At 73.0% G+C, this 16632-nt stretch carries 16 protein-coding genes and 1 pseudogene; 10 read left to right on the top strand and 7 right to left on the bottom strand.

The window, feature by feature from the left end; all coding sequences use genetic code 11:
• The first annotated feature begins 210 nt into the window (after positions 1–210).
• The 4 genes from ACFY4A_RS12155 to ppk2 all read left to right on the top strand — a co-directional run bounded on the left by ACFY4A_RS12155 (position 211) and on the right by ppk2 (position 3622).
• Positions 211–609, top strand: a complete 399-nt coding sequence (locus tag ACFY4A_RS12155) for an STAS domain-containing protein (protein ID WP_390829320.1) — start codon at positions 211–213, stop codon at positions 607–609.
• A gap of 105 nt (positions 610–714) precedes the next feature.
• Positions 715–1302 carry a hypothetical protein gene (locus tag ACFY4A_RS12150; protein ID WP_390829319.1) on the top strand — a complete coding sequence of 196 codons (588 nt, stop codon included), beginning with the start codon at positions 715–717 and terminating at the stop codon, positions 1300–1302.
• A 105-nt stretch (positions 1303–1407) separates the two neighbouring features.
• Positions 1408–2748: a phosphoribosyltransferase family protein gene (locus ACFY4A_RS12145; RefSeq protein WP_390829318.1), complete on the top strand. Its 1341-nt coding sequence runs from the start codon at positions 1408–1410 to the stop codon at positions 2746–2748.
• A gap of 70 nt (positions 2749–2818) precedes the next feature.
• Complete coding sequence (gene ppk2, locus ACFY4A_RS12140) at positions 2819–3622, top strand: polyphosphate kinase 2 (protein ID WP_390829317.1); 804 nt, start codon at positions 2819–2821, stop codon at positions 3620–3622.
• Between the two features lie 2 nt (positions 3623–3624).
• Here the strand turns inward: ppk2 and ACFY4A_RS12135 are convergent, their stop codons facing one another.
• The 3 genes and pseudogenes from ACFY4A_RS12135 to ACFY4A_RS12125 all read right to left on the bottom strand — a co-directional run.
• Positions 3625–4491 carry a universal stress protein gene (locus tag ACFY4A_RS12135; RefSeq protein ID WP_390829316.1) on the bottom strand — a complete coding sequence of 289 codons (867 nt, stop codon included), beginning with the start codon at positions 4489–4491 and terminating at the stop codon, positions 3625–3627.
• A 5-nt stretch (positions 4492–4496) separates the two neighbouring features.
• A complete protein-coding gene (locus ACFY4A_RS12130) occupies positions 4497–4709 on the bottom strand; it encodes a hypothetical protein (protein WP_390829403.1) in 213 nt (70 codons plus the stop codon).
• A pseudogene (locus ACFY4A_RS12125) lies at positions 4685–4822 on the bottom strand (universal stress protein); the annotation flags it as partial. The gene ACFY4A_RS12130 and the pseudogene ACFY4A_RS12125, both read right to left, overlap by 25 nt.
• Positions 4823–5030: 208 nt before the next feature.
• Here ACFY4A_RS12125 and ACFY4A_RS12120 point away from each other — a divergent pair.
• Complete coding sequence (locus tag ACFY4A_RS12120; RefSeq protein WP_390829315.1) at positions 5031–5483, top strand: universal stress protein; 453 nt, start codon at positions 5031–5033, stop codon at positions 5481–5483.
• A 58-nt stretch (positions 5484–5541) separates the two neighbouring features.
• Here ACFY4A_RS12120 and ACFY4A_RS12115 read toward each other — a convergent pair whose 3' ends face one another.
• Positions 5542–7263, bottom strand: coding sequence for a GAF domain-containing protein (locus ACFY4A_RS12115; RefSeq protein WP_390829314.1), 1722 nt, complete (start codon positions 7261–7263; stop codon positions 5542–5544).
• Between the two features lie 197 nt (positions 7264–7460).
• Here ACFY4A_RS12115 and ACFY4A_RS12110 point away from each other — a divergent pair, with 197 nt between their 5' ends.
• Positions 7461–8321, top strand: coding sequence for a universal stress protein (locus tag ACFY4A_RS12110; protein WP_390829313.1), 861 nt, complete (start codon positions 7461–7463; stop codon positions 8319–8321).
• 6 nt (positions 8322–8327) lie between these two features.
• Here the strand turns inward: ACFY4A_RS12110 and ACFY4A_RS12105 are convergent, their stop codons facing one another.
• The 3 genes from ACFY4A_RS12105 to ACFY4A_RS12095 all read right to left on the bottom strand — a co-directional run bounded on the left by ACFY4A_RS12105 (position 8328) and on the right by ACFY4A_RS12095 (position 11520).
• On the bottom strand, positions 8328–9356 hold the full coding sequence (locus ACFY4A_RS12105; protein ID WP_390829312.1) for a 6-phosphofructokinase: 1029 nt from the start codon (positions 9354–9356) through the stop codon (positions 8328–8330).
• Positions 9357–9591: 235 nt separating this feature from the next.
• Positions 9592–10605 carry a Ku protein gene (locus ACFY4A_RS12100; RefSeq protein ID WP_390829311.1) on the bottom strand — a complete coding sequence of 338 codons (1014 nt, stop codon included), beginning with the start codon at positions 10603–10605 and terminating at the stop codon, positions 9592–9594.
• 3 nt (positions 10606–10608) lie between these two features.
• Positions 10609–11520 carry a hypothetical protein gene (locus ACFY4A_RS12095; protein WP_390829310.1) on the bottom strand — a complete coding sequence of 304 codons (912 nt, stop codon included), beginning with the start codon at positions 11518–11520 and terminating at the stop codon, positions 10609–10611.
• Between the two features lie 153 nt (positions 11521–11673).
• Here ACFY4A_RS12095 and ACFY4A_RS12090 point away from each other — a divergent pair, with 153 nt between their 5' ends.
• The 4 genes from ACFY4A_RS12090 (at position 11674) to ACFY4A_RS12075 (ending at position 16621) form a co-directional block, all read left to right on the top strand.
• A complete protein-coding gene (locus ACFY4A_RS12090) occupies positions 11674–12753 on the top strand; it encodes a PP2C family protein-serine/threonine phosphatase (protein WP_390829309.1) in 1080 nt (359 codons plus the stop codon).
• A 182-nt stretch (positions 12754–12935) separates the two neighbouring features.
• Positions 12936–13124: a hypothetical protein gene (locus ACFY4A_RS12085; protein WP_390829308.1), complete on the top strand. Its 189-nt coding sequence runs from the start codon at positions 12936–12938 to the stop codon at positions 13122–13124.
• A gap of 380 nt (positions 13125–13504) precedes the next feature.
• Positions 13505–14935, top strand: coding sequence for an MFS transporter (locus ACFY4A_RS12080; RefSeq protein ID WP_390829307.1), 1431 nt, complete (start codon positions 13505–13507; stop codon positions 14933–14935).
• A 108-nt stretch (positions 14936–15043) separates the two neighbouring features.
• Entirely contained in the window at positions 15044–16621 is a 1578-nt protein-coding gene (locus ACFY4A_RS12075) for an FGGY family carbohydrate kinase (protein ID WP_390829306.1), read from the top strand.
• Positions 16622–16632 lie beyond the last annotated feature (11 nt).

Here is a 16632-nt window from a genome sequence, read left to right as displayed (position 1 = left end):
CGGGCGCGGCCCGCGCTCCGGCGGGACACCGGGACCGCCCACGCCTTCAGCTTCTCCGACGGTCCGGGATTCCGCATGGGCCGGTCGGCCCCATCGGCCACCCGCGGGGACGGGTGCCCGCGGGGTAGTCCGTCCGCGGGCTCTTCGGCCACCGCGGAGGGGACCGAACGGCCCTTCCCCGCACCGCGCGGGACCGGCTTGGCTGACGTCATGTCCGAACGTCCCACCGGGCCCGCCGTGAGCCATGCGGAACGCAGGGTCGGCACCACGACAGTCGTGACACTGAGCGGCGACGTCGACCTCGTCACGAGGCTGTCCCTCGTCGCGCGCCTCGACACACTGACCGACGGGCCCCGGCCGGACCTGGTGCTCGACCTGCGGCCGGTGCCCTTCATCGACTGCGCCGGGCTGGGTCTGCTGTGCCGGGTCCGCAACCGGGTCGCGGCCCGCGGCGGCCGGCTGCGGCTGGTCAGCGGCAGTTCGTCCTTCCGGCGGATCCTGCGCCACACCGGCCTGACCGGCGTCTTCCAGGTACTGCCGGAGTTCGAGGAGGCCCCGGCCGCCGGGTCGGCCGCCCAGCAGGGGGTCGTCGCCGCAAAACAGGGATGAAGGGCGGATGAGCGGCCACCACGGTGGGGCGGAAGGCGGGGCCGGCGCATGGGAGGACGTTCGGTGCACGGGGCTGGTGAACGTGAGAGAGGGAGGCGGCGACCGGTGAGCGGCAGGACGGGCCACGGGCACACGCGGCGGGGTCTGTGGCGGTGGCGTCGCAATCCGCTGCGCCGCCACGAGGACATCGTCGAGGCGTGGGCGGTCCTGGTGACGTGGGTGGTGATCGTGGTCGGCGGCGCGGTCGCCGGGACGGTGGCGGCGCGCGCCGCGGGCCAGGAGTTCGCCTGGCAGCGCGCCGACCGGCAGCCCGTCCGGGCCGTGCTGCTCACGGCCGCCCCGGCGACCACGTCGACGGAGAACGCGCGCCACCAGGCACCGGCGAAGGTGCGCTGGACCGGCCCCGACGGCACCACCCGTACCGGGCAGACCCTGGTGAGCACGGACCTGCCGGCCGGGGCGACGGTCACCGTCTGGCAGGACGGCCGGGGCTTTCTGACCACCGAGCCGCCCGGCCCGGCGGAGGCGACCGCCCAGGCCGCCCTGTTCGGCACCTCGGCGGCGCTCGCCTTCGGCGGCCTGGTCTACGGAACGACGGCCCTGGTCCGCCGGCGGCTGGACCGGCGCCGCTACGACCTGTGGGGCGCGGAGTGGGATCTCGTCGGCCCGCGCTGGGACCAGAAGACGAGCTGACCCGCCTCGCGGGCCCGGAGGCGCTCGAACCCCGGAAGCGTTCGAATGGAGTCGAGGCGGTCTGCCGCCGCGCCGCCGGAACCACGCACGAGGAGGTGGCGGCGCATGCGCTACGAGAACCGCGCGGACGCCGGGCGGCGCCTGGCCCGGTGCCTGGAGTTCCTGCGCCACGAGGACGTGGTGGTGCTCGGAGTGCCCCGGGGCGGCGTCCCGGTGGCCTTCGAGGTGGCCCGGCGCCTGGACGCTCCGCTCGACCTGGCCGTGGTGCGCAAGCTGCGCGTGCCCTGGCAGCCGGAACTCGGTTTCGGCGCCCTCGGTGAGCACGGGGTACGCGTCATCGACCGGGCCGTCCTGAGCGAGAGCGGTCTGGATCCCGCCGAGCAGGAGACCGTCGAACACGCCGAGCAGGCCGAACTGGAGCGGCGGCTGCGGCACTTGCGCGGCAGCCGCCCCCCGCTGCCCGTGGCCGGGCGGACCGCGCTCGTCGTGGCCGACTCGCTGTCGACCGGCGCGGCCGCCGAGGCCGCCTGCCGGGTGGCGCGGACCCGCGGCGCCGAGCGTGTGGTCCTCGCCGTCCCGGTCGGGCCGGAGGCCGCGCTGCCGCACCTGCGCACGGTGGCCGACGGGGTCGTCTGCCTCCAGCCACTGCGCCACCTCGGTTCGGTCGGGGCCTGGTACGAGGACTTCGGGCAGGTCACCGACGCGGAGGTCGCCGCCCTGCTGGCCGAGGCCCAGCCGGCCACCACGACCGCCACCGGACCGCTCCCCGAATCCGCCTCGGCATCCCCCTCGCCGGACCGGGAGGTGGAGGTGCCGGCCGGTCCGGTGCACCTGGCCGCGCGACTCGCCCTGCCCCCGACGCCCCCGGTGGCGGTGGCCTACGCCCTCGGCGGCGGCAGCGGCCGGCACCACCCGCCCCACCGGCGCGTCGCCGCCGTCCTGCGCCGGGCGGGCCTGGGCACGCTGCTGATCGACCTGCTCACCGAGGACGAGGAGCGCACCCCGCACAACGCCTTCGACATCGTGCTGCTGGCCCGGCGCCTGCGGGCCGCCACCGACTGGCTGCGCCGGGAGACCGGCCTGCCCGTGAGCCACTGCGGGGCGGGTACGGGCGCCGCCGCCGCGCTGGAGGCCGCGGCGGACGACGACATCTGCGCCGCGGTCTGTCTCGGCGGCCGCCCCGACCTGGCCGCGCCGGCGGCGCTGGCCCGCGTGCGCGCCCCCTGCCTGTTCGTCGTCGGTGCCCTGGACACACGGCTGCTGGGCCTCAACCGGCTCGCGGCGGACTGGATGCGCTGCGACCACCGTGTCGTCCCCGTCCCCGGCGCCACCGACCTGTTCACCGAGCGGGGCACGGTGGAGACGGTGGCGGACCTGGCCCGGGACTGGTTCACCACCCATCACGCCCGGCCGGAGGGGGCGCGGAGGCCGCTGACATCGGCGTGAGCGGAGTTCGTCGTCGCCCTCGCGTCCGCCCGGGTGCGTTCGCGCCCGTCGGAAAGTACGGTGTCCTGCTGTGACGGCCGACAACAGGGCGGCGCTGCCGCGCAAGACCTACGAGAGCGAACTGCTGCGCCTTCAGACGGAGTTGGTGAAGCTCCAGGAGTGGGTGCGGGTCACCGGGGCCCGGCTCGTCGTGGTGTTCGAGGGGCGGGACGCGGCCGGCAAGGGCGGCACCATCAAGCGGGTGACCGAGCACCTCAACCCGCGCATCGCCCGGATCGTGGCGCTGCCCGCGCCGACCGAGCGCCAGCGCACCCAGTGGTACTTCCAGCGCTACGTCGAGCAACTGCCGGCCGCCGGTGAGATCGTGCTGTTCGACCGGTCCTGGTACAACCGGGCCGGAGTCGAGCACGTGATGGGCTTCTGCACCAAGGAGGAGCACCAGCGGTTCCTGCGCCAGTGCCCGATCTTCGAACGAATGCTGGTGGAGGACGGGGTCCTGCTGCGCAAGTACTGGTTCTCGGTGAGCGACGCCGTGCAGCAGGAGCGCTTCCGGCGCCGCCTGCAGGACCCGCTGCGACGCTGGAAGCTGTCGCCGATGGACCTGGAGTCCATCACCCACTGGGAGGCGTACTCGCGGGCCAAGGACGAGATGATGGTGCACACGGACATCTCCGAAGCGCCGTGGTACGTCGTGGAGAGCGACGACAAGCGCCGCGCCCGGCTGAACATGATCGCCCATCTGCTCGGCACCGTGCCGTACCACGATGTCTCACCGACGGTGCTGCGGTTGCCCGAGCGGCCGGCGGCGACCGGATACCGGCGGCCGCCGCGCGATCTGCAGACCTACGTCCCCGATCACACGGCGGACCTGTGACCTCACGTCCGTTCGGGCACCACGGCCACCGGGCAGGCCGAGTGGTGCAGTGCGGTGTGCGCGACCCGGCCGAGCTGGAGCCCGAACCGTCCCGCCCGGCGCCGGACCCCGACCACGAGCAGATCGGCGCTCGGCGCGGCGGCCAGCAGCACACGGGGGGCCGGTCCCTCTGCGGTGCGCCGGCGCACCTTCACCTCCGGCGGTACGTCCCGCAGCGCCGCCTCCAGGGCGTCGGCGGCCCGCTCCTCGTACACCCGCTCGGGCTCCCCGCCGATCAGCGGATGGTCGAGGGCCTCGTGCGCGGGGCACCGCCAGGCCCGTACGGCCTCCAGTTCGGCCCCGCGACGCAGGGCCTCCTCGACGGCGAAGCGCACCGCCGCCGCTGACCGGTCCCCGACGCCGACGACGATGCGGCCGTGCACCGGAGTTTGGGCCTGGTTGTCGTGGCTGCCGCGGATCACGATCACGGGGCAGTCGGCGTGCGCGGCCACGAACAGGCTGACCGAACCGAGCAGCAGGTCGACGACCGCGCTGCGGCCGCGGGCGCCCACGACCAGGGCGGAGGCGTTCTTGCCCTCCCGCACCAGCGCGTACTCGGGCTCCTCGGGCAGCGCGGCCCTGCTGATCGGCAGGTCGGGGTGGCGGGCGCGGGCGCGCCGGGCGGCGGCCGCGACGACCTCCTCGGCCCGCACCTGGTCGTCCGGCTTGCCGAGCTCCCGCGCGAGTGCGGCGCCCTCGTAGCGCTCCCAGAGCGAGGCGTACACCACCCGCAGCGGCACTGCGCGCAGGGCGGCCTCGTCAGCGGCCCAGTCGGCGGCCCGCAGACTGGATTCGGAACCGTCGACTCCGACGACCAGTGGCAGATCCATGGTTCTCATCCTCCCTCTCCGAGGTCGCACACGATGCGCGCCTTGACCTGACCGCGCAGCACCTCGTCGGTGTGGCACGGCCCGCAGGCCTCGACGCGGACGCGGACCTGGCCGGGTCCGGACTCGGGGTCCGGGCGCTCCTCGATGACCAGGGGTTCGCCGAAGTCTCCGCAGCGAGCAGCGGTGCCTGCGCCAGGGGCCCGGGCACCGGCTCCCACACGTGGACGAGCCGCACCGGCAGCCCGAGCAGCTTGGCCTCCCGCGCCGCCCATTCGGCGGCGGCCCGGCTCTCGGGTGAGCCGTCGAGACCGACGGTGACGGTGCGGGACATGGTCTCCCACCTCCTGCGACGGGCGATCCGGTGATCTGTGATCCGGTGATCCGCTTTCGAGAATCCCTGTCACCCGGCATGGCGGCCATGGGCCGCTGGTCCCGCGTCAGGGCCGACCGGCCCCTGACCGGGACGGTCCCTGGCTGGCACGGTCGCGTCGGGCCGGGCAGCGTGGACATAGGGACAACGACTGCTCAGTGAGGTGGCCATGCAACCCTCTGAACCGCGACGCCGGGTGGTCGTGGGCGTGGACGGTTCGCCGTCCTCGTACGCGGCGCTGCGCTGGGCGGCGGGATACGCCCAGCTAGTCGGCGGTGTTGTGGAGGCGATCCACGCCTGGGACACGCCGTCGGCCGTCGGCTGGACCGGCCCCGCGATCGATCCCGAGTTCGACCTGGAGCAGGCCAGGGAGCGCTTCGTGTCGGAACTGCGCAGCGTCTTCGCGGACGACCGCCCGGAGCACCTGGTGGAGTACCTGGTCGAGGGCGATCCGTCGGAGGTGCTGATCCGTGCCTCGGAAGGGGCGGACGTCCTCGTCGTGGGCAGCCGGGGCCGCGGCGGCTTCGCCCGCGCCATGCTGGGCTCGGTCAGCCAGCGCTGCGCCCAGCACGCGGCCTGCCCGGTGGTCGTGGTGCGACAGGAGCACGACCGGCACCGCTGATCCGTCCCGCGCGCCCCGCCCCGGTCACTCCCCGGTCGCTCCCCCGGTGCAGGACCGGTCAGTCCCCCGGTGCGGGCCGATGGGCCTCCGTGGTGCCCACCGGCGCGTGCCAGACCAGTCTGGTGCCGCCGCCCTCGGGTGTGGTCCACTCCAGGCCGCCGCCCAGCCTGCGGGCCCGCTCGGCCATGTTGGCCAGCCCGCTGCGGCGCCCGTCGGCGGGAATCCCCACGCCGTTGTCGGCGACCGTCAGCCGCACGCTCCGGCCGTCGGTCTCCAGCGCCACCTCCGCACGGTCGGCGTGCGCGTGCCGGGCCACGTTCGTCAGCGCCTCCGACAGGACCGCCACCACCTCGTCCGCGGTCTCCCGGGGCACATGGGTGTCCAGCAGCCCCTCCATCCGCACACCGGGCGCGAACCCCAGCACCGGCGCGGCCTCCCCGACCACCTGCACCGCCCGCGTCCGCAGTCCGGCGCCACCCTCCTCGTCGTGCGCCCGCAGACCGAAGATCGTCGACCTGATGATCTTGATGGTCTCGTCCAGGTCGTCCACCGCCCGCAGCACCCGCTCCTTGGCCCCCGGATGGTCGATGAACCGGCCCGCGCTCTGCAACGTCATGCCCGTCGCGAACAACCGCTGGATCGCCAGGTCGTGCAGGTCCCTGGCGATCCGGTCACGGTCCTCCAGCAACGCGATCTGCTCCGCGTCGCGCCGCCGCCCCGCGAGCTCCATCGCCACGGCGGCCTGCGCCGCGAACCCCTTCAGCAGCTCCAGCTCCTTGCCGGAGAAGTCGGTCCCGCCGGCCTCCCGCACGAGCAGCACCACCCCGCGCACATGATCGCCCGGGTCCCCGACCGGCACCGCCACCGCGGGACCCAGGCCCGCGAACCGCGGCGGACCCGCCGTCACTCGCGGGTCACGCGTGATGTCCGGGCTGCTCACCGGTACTCCGCCGACGAACGCCTCCCCGGTCAGCGTGCCCTCCACCGGCAGCACCAGCCCCCGGTGCGCCTCCGACTCGCGGCCGATCGCCAGCTCCACACTCAGCGTGCCGGTCCCCTTCACCGGCGTCGACATCGCCGCCAGCGCCGCCCCCGTGATCTCCCGCGCACGCTCGGCGATCAGCCCCAGGACCTCCGCCTGGTCGGCACCCGACATCAGGCTCTGCGTGATCTCCGCCATCGCCCGCAGCCAGCGCTCCCGCAGCCGCGACTCCTCGTACAGCCGGGCGTTGTCGATCGCCACGCCCGCCGCCACCGCCAGCGTGGCCAGCACCGACTCGTCGTCCTCGTCGAACTCCAGCCCGCCGCGCTTCTCGGTCAGGTACAGATTGCCGAAGACCTGGTCCCGTACCCGGATCGGAACGCCCAGGAACGTGTTCATCGGCGGATGGTGCTCCGGGAAGCCGTACGACGCCGGATGCTCCGACAGCTTCGTCAGCCGCAGCGGTTCCGGATGCCGGATCAGCTCCCCCAGGATCCCGTGCCCTTCGGGGAACGCGCCGATCCGCGCGATCTGCTCCTCGCCCACCCCGACCGTGTGGAACGCCGACAACCGCCTGCCGTCCGGACCGATCACGCCCAGCGCCGCGTACTCGGCGTCCACCAGCGTCGCCGCGGCGTCCACGATGCTGTACAGCACCTGCTCCAGGTCCAGCTCCCGGCCGACCGCGAGCACCGCCTCCAGCAGACTGTGCACCCGGTCCCGGGTGCCCCGCGCCGCGTCCAGACGCGCCTGCAACTCCCCCAGCAACTCGTCCAACCGCAACTGCGGCAGCCGCACGCGGGCCTCCCCTGACTCCCCGGAACCACCCACCGGCGACCCTCCAAACCCCCGCGCACCACCGAAAGCGGTCTCACCGACCTGCCAGCCACATTAACGGCCCGGGCGGGGGAGGGCACCGGGAGCCCGGCCGGTTCGACTGGTGGCGCCGTGGCGGCCCGTCCACAATGGTCCTCTGTCCCGCAGGGAAGGACCGGATGACCCGTTTCCTCGTGGCCGGGATCGACGCGTCCCGGGAGAGCCTCGTCGCAGGCGAGTGGGCGGCCGAGGAGGCGGACCGCCGCGGTCTGGAGCTGCGTCTGGTCTTCGTCGCGCCGTCCCCCGCCGACGGCATCGCCGAACCGCCGATCGCCCTCTCCTGGCAGCGGTCCGGCGAGGAGGTGCTGGGGCGCGCCGAGGCCGGTCTCGCCGCGGGGCGTCCCGGTGTGGCGATGAGCCGCGTGCAGGTGACCGGCTCCACCCCGGCCGCCCTGCTCTCCACCGCCCGAGCGGCCGAGCTCCTCGTCGTCGGGGCTCGGGGGGACGGCGGATTCGACGGCCTCGTGGTGGGCTCGACGGCGCTGGTGGTGGCGAGCTGTGCGCCCTGCCCCGTGGCGGTCGTGCCCCGGCCCCCCGCCGCCGCACGGCACGAGGCGGAGGTGGCCGTGGGCGTCGACGCCCGCAAGGCGGCCGAGCCCCCCGTGGACTTCGCCTTCGGCGCCGCCCGCGTCCGTCAGGCGCGGTTGCGTGCCGTGCACGCGTGGGCCCTCGCCGGCGCCCCGCCGTGGACGGCCCTCGCGGTGCCCGAGGAGGATCGGGCGGCGTGGGAGGACGAGGAGGTCCAGCGGCTGTCCGACGTGCTCCGGGAGCCGCGGAAGAGGTATCCGGACGTCTCCGTGCTGCCGGACGCCGTCCTGCTCCACCCGGCGTACGCGCTGGTGCACGCCTCACAGCGGGCCGGCCTCCTCGTCGTCGGCCGGCGTGCCGGCCCGCGGGCGGCCGAGCAGCGGCTGGGTCCCGTGGCCCACGCCGTCCTGCACCACTCCCACTGCCCGGTGGTCGTCGTGCCCCACGGCTGACGCGCGTCAGGTACCGAAGAACACGTCGAACTCCTCGTACAGCTTGTTGGGGACCAGCTTGTTCGTGCCCGTCACGTCCGCGAGCGGGACGCGTACGACGTCAGTGCCGCGCAACGCCACCATCGTGCCGAAGGCGCCGTCCCTGATGGCGTCCACGGCGTGCAGACCGAAGCGGGTGGCGAGCCACCGGTCGTAGGCGGACGGCGTGCCGCCCCGCTGGACGTGGCCGAGCACCGTCGTACGCGCCTCCTTCTCGGTACGGCTCTCCAGCTCCCGGGCCAGCCAGTCGCCGATGCCCGACAGGCGCACGTGCCCGAACTCGTCGCGCGACTCGTCCTTGACCACCATCTGCCCGGCCCGCGGGACCGCCCCCTCCGCCACGACGACGATCGGCGCGTAGTTGATCTCGAAACGGCTCTCCACCCAGGCGCACACCCGGTCGACATCGAACTCCACTTCCGGGATGAGGATGGCGTTCGCGCCGCCCGCGACGCCCGCGTGCAGGGCGATCCATCCGGAGTGGCGTCCCATCACCTCGACGACCAGCGTGCGCTTGTGCGACTCGGCGGTGGTGTGCAGGCGGTCGATGGCCTCGGTCGCGATGCCGACCGCGGTGTCGAAGCCGAAGGTGTAGTCGGTACCGCCCACGTCGTTGTCGATGGTCTTGGGCACGCCGACCAGGTCGACCCCTGCGTCGGACAGCGCGCTCGCGACGCTGAGCGTGTCCTCGCCGCCGATGACGACGAGGGCGTCGATCCCGTGCGCGCGGAGAGTCCCGCGGATGCGGTCGATGCCGTTGTCGATCCGGAGCGGGTTGGTGCGGGAGGAGCCGAGGATCGTGCCGCCGAGCGGCAGGATCCCGCGCACGGCCGCCACGTCCAGGGGACGGGTGACGTCCTTGACGGCGCCGCCCCATCCGTCCGCGATCCCGACGAACTCCCAGGCGTACTCCTGCACGCCCTTGCGTACGACACTGCGGATCACCGCATTCAGACCGGGGCAGTCGCCGCCTCCGGTCAGCACTCCCACCCGCATGGTCACTCCCTCGCAGATCTCCCTCCAGCTTGGACCCAAGGGCCACGGGCCGCACGGCACGGTGCGCCGTGCGCCCTCAGGTCCCGCGCGCCGGCCCGGGATCTCGCCAGGTGATCACCCATGGCGACACGATCCCGTTCGTGTCGGCTCACGGCCGAGCGGGCATCGAGCCCAGACAACGGATACGAGCGCCCGGACCTCCCGCAGGCCCGATCGTGGCCGTTCGCCGCGGCGGTCAGGCCGCGGTCTCCTTACGGCGGCGGGCGCTGCCGGCGAGGGCGTCGACGAGTTGTTCGCGGCTCATCTTCGACCGGCCGGGAACGTCCTGTTCGGTCGCCCGCCGGTACAGCTCTGCCTTGCTCAGCTTCCGCAACTCACTCTTGCCGCCGCTGCCGCGGCCTCGGGCCCGCGCCGAGGCCGCCCCGGCCTTCTTCGGCGGAGCCTTCCGCGCCGGCGCCTCGGCGCGGCCGGAGCGGGCGGCCTGAAGACTGCCCTCGAGGACCTTCATCAGGTCGACGACCTCGGTCGCCTCCGGCGGCCCCTGGGCCGTGGCGATCTCCCGGCCCTCGGCCTTGGCCTTGACCAGCTCGCGCACCTTCTCCTGGTACGTGTCGTGGTAGCGGGCCGGTTCCCAGTCGGCGCCGAGGGCGGCGACCAGCTGCAACGCCATGTCCAGTTGCTTGCCGCGCCCCGCCCGGCCCGAGGGCAGCTCGGGCAGCTCCTCGCGTGGGTCGCGGACCTCGTCCGGCCAGTGCAGGGTCTGCAGCACCAGCACCTCGTCCTCCGCGCGCAGCGCGGTCAGGTACTGCCTGTTGCGCATGACGAAGGTGGCGATGCCCGCCTTGTTCGCCTCCGCCAGCGCCACGCGCAGCAGCTCGTACACCTTGGTGTACTCCTTGCCGCCCGGGGCGACGTAGTAGGTGCGGTCGAAGTACACCGGCTCGATGTCGTCCAGGTCCACGAAGTCGCCGATGTCGATCGTCCGGGAGCGGCCTGGGGCGATCTCGTCCAGTTCGTCGGGCTCGACCACGACGTACTCGCCCTCGTCGATCTCGTAGCCCTTGACGATGTCGCCGGTGTCGACCTCGTCACCGGTGCGTTCGTTCACCCGGCGGTTGCGGATCCGGTCGGACGTGCCGCGCTGGAGCTGGTGGAAGTGGACGGTGTGGTCCTCGGTCGCGGCGAACAGTTTGACGGGCACCGTGACCAGCCCGAACGTCAGCACCCCGCTCCAGATTGCTCGCGCCATCGCTCATCCTTGATCTTTCTCGCGCGCCTTGCGCTGTGTCCGTTCGGCGAGTTTCCGGGCGTGGGCCGCGGCGTCCCCGGCCCGGCGCCGGGCTTCACGCACGGTCCGGTCCACGTCCCGTGTGTGGTCGCGGGCCTTGTGTGCGACCTCCCCGGCTGCCCGCTGCTCACGTTCGGCGTCCTCGAGTTGCCGGGACAGCTCGGCGACGCGTCGCTCGGCCCGCTGCTGCGCCTCCTCCGCCCGGCTCTGCTCCTCCTTGGCGGCGGCCAGCTCGCCTTCACGGTCGTGGAGTTCCCGCTCGGCGTCCGCCGCCTGCTGCCGCGCCCGATCGAGGCGCTCCTGCTGCTCGCGGCGCCGGACGCGGGCGGCATCCAGGTCGGCCACCTCGCCGGCGGGCTTGGTGCGGCGGGTGGCCGGGGCCGTCTCGGGCTCTCGGAGGGAGGCGGGGAAGCCGACCGGGGCGCTCAGCGGCTTCGTCAGGCTCCCTTCCGCCCACTGCTCGGCCGCCTCGGGGTCGGCCAGTACCGCGTGCAGGGTGTCCTGGACCTCCTGCCGGGTGTCGTCGCCGATGCGCTGCCCGGCCTTGGCCGCCAGTCGGCCGGCCTGCCGAGCCAAGGCGAAGGTGAGCCGGTGCTGCTGGGCAGAGAGCTCCCGGAGTTGCCCGCCGTCCAGATCCTGGTGGGCCTGCCGCAGCGCCGCACCGAGCTCCAGCAGCCGCTCGACCTCGTCCGGCTGCTCACGCACCAGCAGATTGCCGACCCACGCGGCCAGGGTGGGGCGGCGCAGACGGCGGATCCGTGCGGCCAGCTCGCGATCACCCGCCGCGCGGGCGGCCTTGGCACGCTCGTGGCGGGCGGCGGTGAACTCGCCCGGCGGCAGGCCGTACAGCTCATCGAGGACAGCGCCCAAATCCACCTTTCCCTCCCACCCACCCCCGGCATGTAGATTTTGTCACTGTATGGTCTGGTGTGCCTTTTACGGATCCGAACGGTGGCTAGCCCCATGGCCTGTCTTTTGGATCACCTGAGAGTCGCCGACGCGGTGCGGGGGCGGCCGAGGCGTGCCCTGGTGGCATCGCCGTTCGTGTTGATCGCGCTGATCTCCCTCGCGGACGCGCTGACTCCGCCGTACGTGGAGCTCGGACCGCTGCTGATGGCGGCGCCCGCCGTCACCGCCGCGTTCGCCGGCTTCAGGCTCACCGCGCTGGTCAGTGTCCTGGCCGTGGGCGCCCGGCTCGCGGTGGCCTCGCTGCAGCACACGGTGGGGGTTTCGAGCCGGGACGGGGAGATCGCCGCGCTGGCCGCCGGCGCGATCGTGGTGGTCGTCTTCACGGCTGTACGCGACCGGCACAGGCGCGTGCTGAGCCAGGTGCGGTCCGTGTCCGAGGCCGCGCAGAAGGTCCTGCTGCGGCCGCTGCCGGATCGCATCGGTCCGCTGACGGTCGCCTCGGTCTACCTCGCCGCCGAAGCCGAGGCGCAGATCGGCGGTGACCTGTACGCCGCGGCGCGCACCCACACCAGCACCCGGCTGCTCATCGGCGACGTCCGGGGCAAGGGGCTGGCGGCGGTCGGGGACGCCGCGATGCTGCTCGGGTCCTTCTACGGATTCGCCCACCGCCAGGAGACCCTGCCCGCCCTCGCGGCACACCTGGACGGCAGCGTCAGATGGGATCCGCACACCGGAGAGGACAACGGCGAGGAGCGCTTCGTCACGGCGGTGCTCCTCGACTTCCCCGATCACGGCCGCTGCGTCCACGTGGTCAACTGCGGGCATCCCCCACCGCTGATGCTGCGCCGCGGCACCGTGGTGCAGCTCAACCGCAGCCCGTCGGCGCCACCACTCGGACTCGGCGAGTTCAACGGCGGCCAGTACGCCCTCGACAAGTTCGCTTTCGAGGAGGGCGACCTGCTGCTGCTCTACACCGACGGCGTCGTCGAGGCCCGTGACGAGTCCGGCGCCTTCTACCTGCTGACCGAACGTCTCGCCGCGTGGGGGGACTGCACGCCCGACGACGTGCTCCAGTGCCTGCGCGGCGACCTCCTCGCGCACGTGGGGGGCCGGCTCGCCGACGATGCCGCGGCCATCGCGGTCATGTACGCGCCACCGCCTCGACACCCGTCGGCCGCGCAGGGCGCACAACCGGGGTAGCGTCCGGAAGCTGTCACCGCGTCGGTGCGCGGACACGCGGTTCCTGCTCGGCCACCACACGGAGCGTCTTGACCGACGAGTCGGCCGCGTCCGGGATCAGGACCCCGTGTTCGACACCCCTTCCGGATGAGGCGCGGGAGCGGCCGCCGGGACCGGAACAGCAGGGCCCGTACGTTCGGTACGTGCATGCGGACGGGGTGCGTGCGACGTTCACGCGGGGCCGCGTCGTCGTGGCCGAGCTGCGGTCTGCGGGTGAGCTTGCCCGGCTGGAGGAGTGGGCGCGCAACGGGCGCCAGGGCTACATGGACCCGAAGCAGTCGGCGGCGTTCGCGGAGTTCCTCGCCCGGCAGCCCCCGGTCGGCGAGCAGTAAGGGGCCGGCTCGATCGGGGGGAGCCTGACGGGGTACCTCGACGAGCACTTGGGGGTGATGCAGCGACGGGTGGTGCTCGCCGATCGCGCCGAGCGGCTGCACAAGGCCGGCGGCGTCCGCGAACTCGTCGTCGCCACCCGCCTGGGCCCCGCACCGGACACCCGTCACGTTTCAGTAACCTGGCTGAAACCCTTGACGTTTCTACTGGCTCGTTCTTAACCTCACTGCACCGCGTGATTGGCAGTCCCAGCAGTTCACGTGCTGCGGCGCTTTCCGCAGTGTTTTGGCAGGCATAGACACAGACCACCTGTCGGTGGCTTCGTCGTGCCTTTTTTCTGTGCTCCCCGTGCCGCCGGTAGGTCTTCCTCGAAGGCGGATTCATGGCACAACGTCCGAGCGTCAGAAGCGTCGCCGACGTCGTTGCGCTCATCGATGGGCTGGGAAAGATCACCGGCCGGGCGCAGATCGTCTGGTTCCTCGTGTTCGGCGGGCTGTTCCTCGACGCCTACTCGAACGCGGCGCTGAGCGCCGGTCTGGGACCGATGACGTCCCAGATGGAGCTCACCAGCACCCAAGTCTCGATACTCACGGCCACTGCTCCGGCCCTGGCGATCATCTTCAACCCCCTCGGTGGATGGCTCGCCACCCGCATCGGCCGCGTTCCCCCGCTCCTCATCGCCAAGGTTTTCGCGATCGCGGGTGGCGTGCTCGCCGCGTTCGCCGGTGACTTCACCGTCGTATGGCTCGGCCGGGTCCTGGTGGGTGTCGCGTACGGCATCGACTTCGCGGTCGCCATGGCGCTGCTCGCCGAGTACACGCCCGCGAAGCTGGGCGGTCGGCTCAACCTGTGGCAAGCCGTCTGGTATGTCGCCACCACCAGCAACCTCGCCCTGGCCCTGGTCTTCTTCAACCTGGACGTCGGCGCCGACATCTGGCGCTGGTCGGTCGGCTCGGCCGCGGTCGTCGCCGCCGCGCTGTTGCTGAGCCAGGCACTGATGCTCAAGGAGAGCCCCACCTGGTTGGCCAGCAAGGGCCGGCTGGACGAGTCCGTCGCCAACCTGGACCGGATCTACGGGATCAAGGCCGTCGCCGGTACGCCCGACGCGGTGACCCGCACCGCAGCTGAGGCACCCGCCATCGGGTTCCGCCAGGCCGGACTCCTGTTCAAGGGCGACTACCTGCCGCGCACGGTCCTCTCCTCGGTGATCTCGCTCGGGCAGTCGATGCAGTACTTCGCGGTCGGCTGGTACCTCCCGCTGATCAGCCTGGCGATCTTCGGCGAGAGCTTCGAGAAGGCCACCATCGGCTCGATGGTGTTCAACGCCTTCGGTATCGCGGGCGGGCTGCTGTCCGCGTACTTCGGCCGCCGCCTCGGCCTGCGGCTCAGCTCCGCTGCCGGTTTTGCCGGGGTCTTCGTGGCCCTGGTGGCGATGGGGCTGACCTTCGGGAAGGTGCCCACGGCCGTGGCGTTCCTGCTACCGGTGCTGTTCATCCTCTGCCACTCGGCGGGCCCCGGTGCCAACGGCAAGTCCATCGCCGCGCTCTCCTACAGCAGCGACGTCCGCGCCCTGGGCACCGGTGTCACCGGGATGGTCGGCAGCTTCGGCAGTGTCGCCGGCCTGTACGTGTTTCCGCAGATCAAGGACTCGCTCGGACTCGCCGACACCTTCCTGGTGCTGTCCGTCGTGCCGCTGATCGGCCTGGTCACGTGCCTGCTGATCAAGTGGGACCCGACGAAGGCCGCCTCGCCCGACGAGGTCGCCGGACAGGACCGCGACACCGTCGCGGCGCTCTCCGTGACTGCGCGCTGATCCGCCGCCGGACCTGGCGCACCACACATTGGTCCGGTCCCCTCCGCATCCGTCCTCTCCGTATCCCTCCGCACGGCTCGCTCGCGATGCTCGAATGAAAGGGCTGCCATGACGCAGACGTTCCCTGGCGTTTCCCCACGGCGCGGTGTGCTGTCCATCGACGAGGGCACCACGGGCACCCGGGCCGGAGTCGTGCTCGACTCGGGCGCAACCCACGAGGTGTTCTACCGGCCGATCAAGGTCAGCCATCCGAATGACCTCTCGGTCGAGCAGGACCCGATGGAGATCTGGACCGCCACCGCCGAGGTGGCGCGCCAGGCCGTCGGCCGGGCATGCGAGGAGGGCATCGAGATCGCCTCGGTCGCGCTGTCCACCCAGCGGGCCACGGCGCTGCTGTGGGACCGGGTCACGGGGCGACCGCTGCTGCCCGCGGTGGTGTGGCAGGACCGGCGGTATGCGCACGAGCTCGCCGACTATGAGGCGGAGTGGGACGCCGTTCTGCTGGCCCGGCAGGGCCGCCCGGTCGGCGCCCGCGCCCCGTTCCTCTGGGCCGCCCGGCAGATCGCCGCGCACCCGGAGGTGGCCGAGGCGCACCGGGCGGGACGGTTGCTCTTCGGCACGGTCGACACATGGCTGATCTGGCACCTCACCGGTGGCGCCGTGCATGCCACCACCCCGACCAACGCCGCGTCCACTGGTGGCTACCTGCTGGAGCGGCACGCCTGGGACGAGGAATGGATCGGGCACCTCGGCTTCCCCCTCGACCTACTGCCGGAGCTCCGCTCCGACGACACGGGTTTCGGCACGACCGATCCGGCCGCCCTCGGCATCGCCGTCCCGCTGGCCGCATCCATGGGCGACCAGCACGCCGCACTGGTCGCGCTCGGCGGTCTCGCCGCCGGGCAGGGCATGTGCATGTACGGGACTGGCGCGTTCGTCGACGCGGCGACCGGCACCACGCCCGCCCTGCCCCGGCCGTACATCTCCGGGGTGCTCGCCCAGCCCGGCCGACGGCAGGGCGACATCAGCCACTACAGCCTGGAGGCGTACACCTCCACTGCGGGTTCGGCGCTGCGCTGGCTCTGCGACGATCTGGGTCTGTTCGCGTCGCCGAAGGAGCTCGGTGAGGAAGCGGGCCGGGTCCCCACCCGACCGGGCCGCACCCCGTGTTTCGTCCCGGCGCTCGCCGGGGTCCGTACGCCGGTCTGGCACCCGGAGACCACCGCGTCCCTCACCGGGCTCACCCTGGCCACCACTCGCGCCGACCTCGCCCGCGCCGTGCTCGACGGGATCGCGCACTCGGTGTGCGACCTGATCGACGGGGTCGCCGACACCATGGGCACCCCGTTCACCCGGCTCCGGGTCGGCGGCGGCGTCTCCGGCAGCGATCCGCTGATGCAGGTCCAGGCCGACCTGACCGGCCTGCCGCTGGAACGGGTCTCCGACTCCGCCACCGCGAGCCTGCGCGGCACCGCGTATCTGGCCGGGGTCGCCCAGGGCCTGTGGCCCTCGCTCGAAGAGATCGTCGAGGCGCAGCCGCAGGGCCGGGTCTTCGAGCCGTCGATCACGGCGGCCGAGCGCACCGAACTGCGGGCCGCCTGGCGCGACGTACTGATCGCCCATCTGAACGACTCCGCGCTGCTCGCCCTGCGGGAGGGCACGCCCGAATCTCACACCCCCCACTGACGGCCCCCGGC

Source organism: Streptomyces sp. NPDC001292 (assembly GCF_042896465.1).
Lineage (GTDB): Bacteria > Actinomycetota > Actinomycetes > Streptomycetales > Streptomycetaceae > Streptomyces.
Note: the sequence above shows the minus strand (reverse complement) of the source record. Positions and strands in the feature narration are given on the sequence as shown.

Bases quoted from the DNA above. Each gene is read 5' to 3' on its own strand.
- ACFY4A_RS12155 (WP_390829320.1), top strand. From the start codon at position 211: ATGTCCGAACGTCCCACCGGGCCCGCCGTGAGCCATGCGGAACGCAGG.
- ACFY4A_RS12145 (WP_390829318.1), top strand. From the start codon at position 1,408: ATGCGCTACGAGAACCGCGCGGACGCCGGGCGGCGCCTGGCCCGGTGC.
- ACFY4A_RS12135 (WP_390829316.1), bottom strand. From the start codon at position 4,491: ATGGATCTGCCACTGGTCGTCGGAGTCGACGGTTCCGAATCCAGTCTG.
- ACFY4A_RS12120 (WP_390829315.1), top strand. From the start codon at position 5,031: ATGCAACCCTCTGAACCGCGACGCCGGGTGGTCGTGGGCGTGGACGGT.
- ACFY4A_RS12110 (WP_390829313.1), top strand. From the start codon at position 7,461: ATGACCCGTTTCCTCGTGGCCGGGATCGACGCGTCCCGGGAGAGCCTC.
- ACFY4A_RS12105 (WP_390829312.1), bottom strand. From the start codon at position 9,356: ATGCGGGTGGGAGTGCTGACCGGAGGCGGCGACTGCCCCGGTCTGAAT.
- ACFY4A_RS12100 (WP_390829311.1), bottom strand. From the start codon at position 10,605: ATGGCGCGAGCAATCTGGAGCGGGGTGCTGACGTTCGGGCTGGTCACG.
- ACFY4A_RS12080 (WP_390829307.1), top strand. From the start codon at position 13,505: ATGGCACAACGTCCGAGCGTCAGAAGCGTCGCCGACGTCGTTGCGCTC.
- ACFY4A_RS12075 (WP_390829306.1), top strand. From the start codon at position 15,044: ATGACGCAGACGTTCCCTGGCGTTTCCCCACGGCGCGGTGTGCTGTCC.